At 66.7% G+C, this 9,124-nt stretch carries 10 protein-coding genes and 2 pseudogenes; 10 read left to right on the plus strand and 2 right to left on the minus strand.

The features are described 5' to 3' along the window. Positions 1-569 (plus strand): annotated as a pseudogene (locus AB0M35_RS28940) (IS5 family transposase); the annotation flags it as partial. A 6-nt stretch (positions 570-575) separates the two neighbouring features. On the opposite strand, the gene AB0M35_RS28945 reads toward AB0M35_RS28940, so the two are convergent. Then, a complete protein-coding gene (locus AB0M35_RS28945; RefSeq protein ID WP_363749370.1) occupies positions 576-713 on the minus strand; it encodes a hypothetical protein in 138 nt (45 codons plus the stop codon). A gap of 12 nt (positions 714-725) precedes the next feature. Here AB0M35_RS28945 and AB0M35_RS28950 point away from each other — a divergent pair. The 7 genes and pseudogenes from AB0M35_RS28950 to AB0M35_RS28980 form a co-directional block, all read left to right on the plus strand. After that, a pseudogene (locus AB0M35_RS28950) lies at positions 726-1,202 on the plus strand (hypothetical protein); the annotation flags it as partial. A 76-nt stretch (positions 1,203-1,278) separates the two neighbouring features. Further along, positions 1,279-1,890 (plus strand): hypothetical protein, encoded by a 612-nt coding sequence (locus AB0M35_RS28955; protein ID WP_363749383.1) that lies wholly within the window; start codon positions 1,279-1,281, stop codon positions 1,888-1,890. Between the two features lie 834 nt (positions 1,891-2,724). Next, positions 2,725-3,090, plus strand: a complete 366-nt coding sequence (locus tag AB0M35_RS28960) for a hypothetical protein (RefSeq protein ID WP_363749372.1) — start codon at positions 2,725-2,727, stop codon at positions 3,088-3,090. A gap of 122 nt (positions 3,091-3,212) precedes the next feature. Beyond that, positions 3,213-3,503, plus strand: coding sequence for a hypothetical protein (locus AB0M35_RS28965; RefSeq protein WP_363749374.1), 291 nt, complete (start codon positions 3,213-3,215; stop codon positions 3,501-3,503). A gap of 94 nt (positions 3,504-3,597) precedes the next feature. Then, on the plus strand, positions 3,598-5,025 hold the full coding sequence (istA, locus tag AB0M35_RS28970) for an IS21 family transposase (protein ID WP_363749375.1): 1,428 nt from the start codon (positions 3,598-3,600) through the stop codon (positions 5,023-5,025). After that, complete coding sequence (gene istB / locus AB0M35_RS28975) at positions 5,022-5,783, plus strand: IS21-like element helper ATPase IstB (protein ID WP_013289162.1); 762 nt, start codon at positions 5,022-5,024, stop codon at positions 5,781-5,783. Before istA ends, istB begins: the two co-directional genes overlap by 4 nt. Next, positions 5,783-6,043: a hypothetical protein gene (locus tag AB0M35_RS28980; RefSeq protein WP_363749377.1), complete on the plus strand. Its 261-nt coding sequence runs from the start codon at positions 5,783-5,785 to the stop codon at positions 6,041-6,043. Before istB ends, AB0M35_RS28980 begins: the two co-directional genes overlap by 1 nt. 586 nt (positions 6,044-6,629) lie before the next feature. On the opposite strand, the gene AB0M35_RS28985 is transcribed toward AB0M35_RS28980, so the two are convergent. Continuing rightward, positions 6,630-6,824 (minus strand): hypothetical protein, encoded by a 195-nt coding sequence (locus AB0M35_RS28985; protein WP_363749379.1) that lies wholly within the window; start codon positions 6,822-6,824, stop codon positions 6,630-6,632. A 194-nt stretch (positions 6,825-7,018) separates the two neighbouring features. On the opposite strand from AB0M35_RS28985, the gene AB0M35_RS28990 reads away from it, so the two are divergent. Then, positions 7,019-7,693 (plus strand): sigma-70 family RNA polymerase sigma factor, encoded by a 675-nt coding sequence (locus AB0M35_RS28990; protein ID WP_363749381.1) that lies wholly within the window; start codon positions 7,019-7,021, stop codon positions 7,691-7,693. After that, a complete protein-coding gene (locus AB0M35_RS28995; RefSeq protein WP_363749382.1) occupies positions 7,687-8,532 on the plus strand; it encodes a sigma-70 family RNA polymerase sigma factor in 846 nt (281 codons plus the stop codon). Before AB0M35_RS28990 ends, AB0M35_RS28995 begins: the two co-directional genes overlap by 7 nt. Positions 8,533-9,124 lie beyond the last annotated feature (592 nt).

The raw sequence follows: 9,124 nt of genomic DNA on the forward strand, positions 1-9,124 counted from the left end.
TGGCAGCGGTTGCACGAGCTACTACTGGCAGATCTCCAGGCGGCCGGCAAGCTGGACTGGTCCCGCGCGGTGATCGACTCTTCGCATGTGCGGGCGGCCAGACGTGGCCCAAAAGCGGCCCGAGCCCGGGCGGGCGCGCCCGCCCGGGCTCAAAGCACCACGTCCTGACCGAGGGCGCCAGCATCCCCCTGGCCGTCGCGTTGACCGGCGGCAACCGCCACGACGTCACCCAACTGCTCCCGCTGATCGACAAGATCCCGCCCGTACGCGGCCGGCGCGGCCGACCCCGCCAGCGCCCCGACCAGGTCTTCGGCGACCGCGCCTACGACCACGACAAGTACCGCCGGGCCGTACGCGGCAAGGGCATCCGCCCTCGGATCGCCCGCCGTGGCCAGCCCCATGGCTCCGGCCTCGGCGTGTTCCGGTGGGTCGTCGAGCGCACGATCGCCTGGTACCACGGCATGCGACGGCTACGCATCCGCTGGGAACGCCGAGACGACATCCACGAAGCCTTCCTCGGCCTCGCTACCTGCATCATCACGTACCGACACGTCGCACGACTTTGTTAGGAACTCTTAGTTGAGGCCGGGCTCCCGCCGTCGGCAGGCGGCGAGACCAAAGCCCAGCGTGGCGAGAGCAGCGCCGCAGCGGTCCTGGACGAACGGCTCCAGGAGGTTGCCGTCGGCGTGGTGGAACGGAGCAGTGGCCTCCACATGACAGATCGCATGACGGTTCAGGATCTCGTGTGGGCGGACGAGCATCCTCCTCCGATCCCGAAGCGGACACGTCGCGACCTCGCCCGGGCCTTGCCGGGGTGGATCCTGGTCGATCACGCCCAGCGATTCCATAAACTCCTGGCCACGCTCTTTGATCTGGGCCGCGGCGGACTCTCGTTCGGCTTCGGGGACACCAGTCTCAGTGGGCAGATCGAACGGCACTTCTACCGCAACGACGACTGGACTACCGAGCAGCTGTTCGACGAGCTCGGTGCAGTGGATCAGGCATCCGACCGCCGATTCGCTCTCTTCCTCGAAGGCATGGTGTCCGGCGACACCGTGCCCGATGAATCCGCCCAACGCCGACTGGTCGAGGCAATCAATCCGCCGCTGGCCGGTATCGGGCTGGAACTTCGGGAGACGGGCGACACCGACGGTTACCCGACCTTCCACCTGGTGGCCACCGGATCCAGGACCGGACGGCCCAAGCAGCTCATCTTCGCCTCCCCGAGGAAGCCAGATCTGCGGCTCATCGACGTCATTGACAGCGACGTCGAGGTGGTTGATCCCACAGGGGAAGTTCTCGTCTACGACCGACCTATCGGCCCCGCAGGCCTCTGCTGGCCTCCGCTGGCGCGACCTGCAGAGTTGGTGGTCGGACACCCGGCAGGTCAAGGACGACCACCACGCCAAGCGGGAGCTGTATCAGCGGCTCGGCAGCTGCGTGCCGAAGGGTTCCCCGCATCAGCTGCTCCTGTTCAGGCTTTACCACGACATTTACCGTGCCGCCCTCCCGGAGCTGCCCGCTCTCCTGCCCGAGGTCTGGCGCCACTGGGATCCCAAAACGGTGGAGGCCCGCGGCAAGGAGGCGCTGGTGCAGTTCCGCATGGACTTCCTACTGCTAGCACCGGCAGGCGCCCGAATCGTGCTCGAAGTCGACGGCCAAACGCACTACGCACGCGAACGGAAGGCAGCAGGTGGCCGGCGACGCTGGCTCCCGGACAGCAACGAGTACGCGCGCACCGCTGCCGCCAGCCGTGACCTGACCCTCGCCGGCTATGAGGTCTACCGGTTCGGCACGAACGAACTGCAAGACGAGGATCAGGCACGCCCACTGCTCACGGCCTTTTTCGACAGTCTCTTCCGCAGACACCATCTCGCCCCGCCAAGGTAAACAAGCAGGTCAGGCACCTCCGGCGCGCAGCATGTGCGAACGGCTTGCTCGCGGCCGGGAATGTATTCGTCCACCCTGTATCACTTGGGCGAGAGACAAGGGAGTCTGGCCTGTTGCCGACCGCGGCGGCACCATAGCTGCTTGCAGATACTGGTACGCTCCTGGCACCGTCCCAGGTGTTATCAACATAAAATAACCGGCCAACCGCGCAGCATCAGGCTCGGTATCGGCTTCGAGGAGCGGGCGGCGGGAGAGGGTCAAGTACCCGGTAGCCAGGGCTGGCGCTCGGGGCCGGACGCGTCGATTTGTTGGGTGCAGCAGGCTTGGGGCGACAGACTGTGTCGGCCGGGTTGGTGCCCAGCGGGCACTGTCCGAGCGATGTGCGGCCCGCTCCCAACGAGTGCGCACCCACGCCCGCGATGGCTGTGACTGATGGCTCAGACGGCGGGTTGCCCTTGCCGACTCATTCTCGCCCGGCGACTGCAGACGGAAGTTACCGACTGGTCATCTGGCCTGCGAGTACTGGGCGAGGAGGTTCTTGTCGATCCTGAAGCGCCTGTGACGTACCTGCGTCGCTGGCTCGGGTAAATAGTCGGCCCCGGGTTCCGGCGCAGGAGCACCCGCCTGCGCAGGCTCGGCCTCCGTTGGCCGAGGTCGGGAGATGGATTAGAAGGTTAGGCTTCGAGTCCTGTCGGGCTGCGTTCAGGTGGACCCACCTCGCCGCACCTGCATACCCTCCGGCGGTGTATTCGCATGGGCATACTGATTCACGAAGCGGCCGTTTACGCGGTAGCGTCCGTCTTTCGCGCCGGGCTGGAACGAGGCGGCCTCCGGATGATCAGCCTCGCCGAGTTCCCGAAGGGCTCATGCGGCGATACGTGCGAGCTGCTGGGCCAGTTCCTCGCCGACTCGGGGCTCGGTGACTGGCAGTACCGGTCGGGTCAGTGGGACGAGCCGTTCCACACGCATGCGTGGCTCGAGCAAGACGGGCTGATCCTGGACATCACGGCAGACCAGTTCCCTGATGTCGACGAGCCGGTGCTCCTCACCCGGGACCTGGGTTGGCACGCACAGTTCCAGCTCATGGCTGGACGGCACGTCGCAAATGTCAGCTGGTTCGACGGTCATGACCATGTAGGCGACGTGCGGTGGACGTACGCAGAGTTGGTCCGGCGCGACGCCGAGTCTCCAGCGGCGTAGGAGGTATTACGCACCCGTGAGCTGCCGGCCCGACGGTGAGGCTGCCCATGCATGTCTCACGCGAGCCAGCTTCGTTCGTTGAGTCAGTCATGTCGACGTGATGACCACGAGTGCGAGGCGGCGTGCCGATCTTTCTGAAGAACCTTCCCCCGGCCGACCGGGACCGAGACCTTCGGGTCTTCCTGCAGTCCGAAGCGATCGCGAACCTGCGGTGGCCCGACGACGTGGTGCGGCAGTGGCTCTACGACCACGGTGAACGCCCTGAGTTCCTCAGGGATTACGAAGACCTCGACCTCGAACGGATCCGCTGGAGCCTTGAGGACATCCCCGTCATGGAACTCGAATCGATTCCCACCGGCCCAAGCGACCAGGTGTCGGGGTACGGCATGGAGTGCAGAGCTATGTACAGCTGATCTTGCAGAGGTGCGCACCGTTTGTCCGTCGTCAACTGGTGACTGAGGGTGAGGCTGTCCGGGTCGTGATCGGACCGGCGTGGGACGGCTGGCGGTGAGGGCGTTGGATGAGCAGCGGTGGCGGGATGTGCGTCGGTTCCGGGCGCTGCACGAGGCTGGTGCGAGTGTCTCGGAGATCGCTCGTGAGACGGGCCTGAACTGGCGGACGGTGAAGAAGTACCTGTCTGCTGGTGGCGGCGAGGTGGTGCCGCCGGTTGCGGCGCGGCCGGCTCGTGGGCAGCTGATCGATGTGTTCGCGCATGTGGTCGATGCGTGGTTGCGGGCGGAGTTGCTGCTCAAGGGCACGGTGATCCATGAACGCCTGGTCGAGCAGTACGGGTTTACCGGCAACTACCAGCGGGTGAAGTTGTATCTGCAGCAGGCCCGTCCCCGGATCGCTGCGGAGTTGGGGATCAGCCCGGATCAGCTGGCCGGGCTGCATCGCCGGTTCGAGGTCGTTCCGGGTGCGCAGGCGCAGGTGGACTGGGGCGACGAGGGCGGCATCCTCGCTCACGTCGGGATCCCGAAGGTGTACTCGTTCCACATGGTGTTGTCGTACTCGCGGGATCCGTTCTGCTGCTTCACCACCAGCCAGGACCTGGCCGCGTTCTGGGAGTGTCACCGGCGGGCGTTCGCGCACTTCGGCGGGGTTCCCGGGGCGATCGTCTACGACCGGACCAAGACGGTGGTCCGCCGGCACGTTGCCCCGGGCCTGGCGGTGCCGCTGCACCCGGAAGCGGTCGCGTTCGCCGGGCACTACGACTTCGACATCGATGTGCTGGCCGCCTATCGGCCGACCGGCAAAGGGCGGGTCGAACGGCAGGTCACCATCGTCCGTGATCATGTCCTGGCCGGGCGGGCGTTCTCCTCGCTGGCCGAGCTCGATGCCACGTTCGTGGCCTGGGTTCCGCAGCGGCGGGCCGTGCGACATCGCACCCACGGCGAGATCATCGGCGTGCGGGCAGTCCGTGACCACGCCGCGCTGCGACCGACCCCGGCCAGGGCGTATGTGGTCGCCGACCGGCATCTGCGGCACGTCGGCAAGGACTGCCTGGTCGCCTACGCCGGCAACCTCTACTCCGTGCCGGCCCGACGGGTCCGCCACCGCCAGCTCGTGGAGGTCCGGGCGACCGCCGCCACCATCACCATCCACGCCACCGTGCCCGGCCTGGACGGCGCCACGCTGCTGGCCACACACCAGCGGGCCGTGGGCCGCGGCGCCCGGGTCGTCGACGAGAACCACTGGGACGGCCTTCCCGACGGACACACCCGTGCCGTTACCACCGGCGACTCCGACGGCGGGCAGCCGACCACACGCCGACCGGCCCGCCACGACAGCGGCCAGGGGCCGCTGCAAGCCCTGCTCAACCGGGCCGCCGCCGCCCAGATCGCCGTCGAGGCCCGGCCGCTGTCGGTCTATGAACAGATCGCTGCAGCCAGCCCGTTCACCCACCGCCCACACCTGAAGGACGTCTCGACGTGAGTGAGCTGGTCACCAACCGCATCCACGCCAGCGCCACCAAACTCGGCCTGCCTCACCTGGCCAAGACGCTGCGGGAACTCACCGGCCGGGCCGACACCGAAGCCATGGGCTACCTGGAGTTCCTCGACCTCGTCCTGGAAGAGGAACTCGCCGTCCGCGACGAACGCCGCTTCCGCGCCGGGCTGCGCCTGTCGAAGCTGCCGCACCACAAGACCCTCGACGACTACGACTTCAGCTTCCAGCCCGACCTGGACCCCCGCAAGGTCCGTGACCTCGCGACCCTCGCATTCGTGCAGGCCAAAGCCAACGTCGCTCTCCTCGGCCCACCCGGTGTCGGCAAGACCCACATCGCGGTGTCCCTCGCGGTCGCCGCCTGCAGAGCTGGGTTCACCGTCTACTTCACCACCCTCGACGACATGGTCCGCCACCTCACCGCCGCTGATGCGATCGGCCGGCTGGCCCGCAAACTGCAGACCTACCTACGCCCCACCGTCCTGGTCATCGACGAAGTGGGCTACCAGCCCCTCGAACGACCCGAGGCCAACCTCGTCTTCCAGGTGATCTCGAAACGCTACGAGAAGGGCTCCACCCTGCTGACCTCGAACAAAGGCTTCGGCGAATGGGGCCAGGTCTTCGGCGACGAGGTCCTGGCCACCGCCATCCTCGACCGGCTCCTGCACCACTGCGACGTCGTCCCCATCAACGGCCCCAGCTACCGACTCAAGAACCGCCTCACCGCCATCGAGAACGTCGCCTGATGCCCACCCCGGCCATCCCCGACGACCCCGCGACCACCAACGACACCCACCACCGCGATCTCCTGCCACTCCTGCTTGAGATCTGCGAGGACTTCCTCGCCCACACCGGTCCGGCGACCCACCACGAGGTCGACATCCTCCTACGCGCCCGCGGCATCACCGGCGGACCCGGATGGCTAATCGACATACTCGGCCTCACCCGCCTACACCTCCAAGACGCAACCCACCGTGACGGACAAGGCACCCACCACAACACCTGACCTCTGCAAGATCAGCCGTACTCACCTCTGCACTCCAACGAGTACCCCGACACCAGGAATGGCTCGAGGAGGTTGCGGCGGACCACGTGTACTGGCTGAGCAAGCGCCCGCAACGAATTCAGGACGCATGGGAAATTCAGGGGACGTGGCTCGTACCGCCGATCATGATCTCCCGCGACCTCCTTCATCCATCGAACCGCGGGCTGCAGGTCATCGAAGGGCGGATGCGCACTGGCATCCTGCAGGGGCGATGGTCCGATGGCCTGCATGTGGCCGACAGTCACCGGGCATGGGTGGGAAGACCTCGTTGATCCGTCCCGCGCGGAGAACCGCGCCGACCAGAGCGCCACGGCCGGCGGGGCGCCGGTCTGTTCCCAGGACTCGACGCGCTGGCCACCCTGACCGTCGTCGGTCAGGGTGGCCGGGTGGACCGTCGGCGCACCAGGACGATCGCTCCGGCGGCGATGATCAGGGCGAGGAGGATCCCGCCGCCGATCAGAGCGGGGGTACCTGAATCGTCGTCGGAGTCACTTCCGGCCGAGACGGGGCCTGTCTCGCCAACGACCCACAGACCCAGGGGCAGGGCTCAGCTGTGCTGGATCTGTCCGATGAGGGTGATGCCGAGGGTCATCACCGACAGCGCGGCCGCTCCGGCGGTGATGACGACGGTTGACGACTCTGCGCCGTCGTTCCATTGCAGGAACCCGATCAGTCCGGCGGCGAGTAGACCGAAGACGGCGACCAGCCCGTAGGCCATGGCGGTGAGTGCGGGGTGCAGCACGGGAGCTCCCACTCGTGTCGAAGAGACGGACATCGTCATCTGTATGGACACGGGCGTCGCCCCACGGGTGGGGCGGCTTGCCTCACGTTCGCGAGCCGTGGCACCTGGTTGTGGGATCGCCGCACTTTCTGCGTGGGTGGAGGGCTCGCCGTTGACAGAAGGTGTGTCGACGGGGGCTGTTGGGAGGGGGTGGGATGGCCGACGAGGACGACCAAGGTGATCGGCTGGCTGCGGACCGTAAGCTTTGGAGCCTGGTAGAGGCGGACCGCTTCGTCGGGCGGTCGTGGAGCCGTCTCGTTGACGTGATGGTGGCGGCCGCTGTCGCGCAGATGCGCCGTGATCTGCGTACCGAGCAGGTCTTTCGTCACTGTGTCCGTCGGGGCTGGTTGCTGCATGCGCCTGACTGCTGGGCGCATGTCGACCAAGACGGCATGGTGCAGGAGAGTGTCGCGAAGGCCTTGGAGGTGTTCGTCCGGCGGTGTCGGGCCGGTGCGGGCTGGGACCCGGATCGGGGGTCCACCTTGCATGACTATTTCCTCGGTCTGTGTCGCGGCGAGTTCGCCAATGTCTTTCGCCGCTGGCTCACCAGTAGGAACAGGGAGGAGGTCGAACTGCCACCCGACGATGCCGGACCGTCCGTGCTGCGCTCGGAACAGGACCCTGCGCGATCGGCCCTGGCGAAGGTAATCCTGGACAAAATCAAGAACACGGATGTGCTGTCTGATCTGCAGCGGACGTTGCTGTTCGGGCACGCCTATGGGCTGACCCACGGCCAGCTCGCGGAGCGGTTCGGCATCTCGGCGAAGGCTGTCGAAGGTCAGATCCACCGGGCGCGTCGGCAGCTTCGAAAGGAGGGAATCACATGGTGAACGCCAACCGGCCGGCTCGTTCCGGTGTCGCATCGCTGCAGGCCGTTGCACGGCAGCCGTGCGCACCGGACAGCGACACTGATCTCGAGTTCGAAGACCTGCTTCGCGCATCCTCGCTCGGTGCCGCGATGGCCGATGCGGTGCCGCAGGATCGGGCGACCGACGACGAGATCACCACAATCTGTGCCCGCGCGGGCGTTGCACACCTCCCGTCTTGGCCCGGCCGAACGGATCCGGACTCCGAGGGAAGCGAAGCGCCGGTCGGGCCCGGCCGAGACGAGGAAACCGCAGTGTGGAGGCTGGTCGAGCGTGCTCAGGCTGGCGAGGCCGAGGCGTTCGGGCTGATCTACGACCGTTACGTCGACACCGTCTTCCGCTTCGTCTACTTCCGGGTCGGCAACCGCCAGCTCGCCGAGGACCTGACTGCGGACACCTTCCTGCACGGGCTCAAGCGGATCGGTAACTTCACCTGGCATGGCCGTGACCTCGGCGCCTGGCTGGTCACCATCGCCCGCAACCTGGTCGAGGACCATTTCAGGTCCGGCCGCTCCCGGCTCGAGGTCACCACCGGCGACGTAACCGACGCCGACCGAGACCGAAGGCCGGAAAGGAATCCGGAGGCATGGATCGTTGACCACATCACCGATCCGGTGCTGCTGACGGCGGTCCGGCGGCTGTCCCCCGAACAGCAGAAGTGCATCGTTCTTTACTTCTTGCAGGGCTTCTCGGTCGCCGAGGCAGCTCGTGCGATGCGAAAGAGCGAAGGCGCCTTCAGAGCGCTGCAATATAGGGCTGTGCGCACGCTGGCCCGCCTTCTACCAGACGGCTTCCAGCCATAGCCGACCTTGTGACGAGATCTGCTCCCCGCGCACGCTGGGGTGATCCCGTCGTGCGGGGGATCGGCAAGGCCAGCGCGGACTGCTCCCTGACCAAACTCCGCTGCTACCCACGCCGTGGAACCCCGATCGTGCACGCCATCCTCGTCATCCAAACCGCCGAGGACGCCCGCTACCCACGACGAAATGGCTCAGTGGCTCCGTTCAGGTCGGCAACGTGCCGCCGAACGGAAACGCCATGGCCAGCACAGGGCCGAGGTGACCTGGCTAGCCAGGTCGGAGCATCGTGGTGTCTACGGTGCCGGCCGGCTGACCGCCGAGTTGCACGAACGCGGGCACCGGTGGAACCGAAGGCGGTGAAGACATCAATCCCACCGGCAATGCGTTGACCAGAGCTCTCTGCTCGGTGACCTCTTCCGCGATCCCGAAGAGGTCACCACCACAGCTAGACTTGCGTGAGCTCCAGAGTTGCCCTGAGCGTCATCGGCGGTGGGGCAATAAGAGCGACCGGCAGTAGGTCGGGGGTGTGGGCGATGGGGACCCCGGGGTAGCAAGCAGGCACGGGTCCATTGATCATCGGAGTTCTCTACGCTTC

The sequence above is a fragment of the Micromonospora sp. NPDC051196 genome, from assembly GCF_040682415.1.
Taxonomy (GTDB): Bacteria; Actinomycetota; Actinomycetes; order Mycobacteriales; family Micromonosporaceae; genus Micromonospora.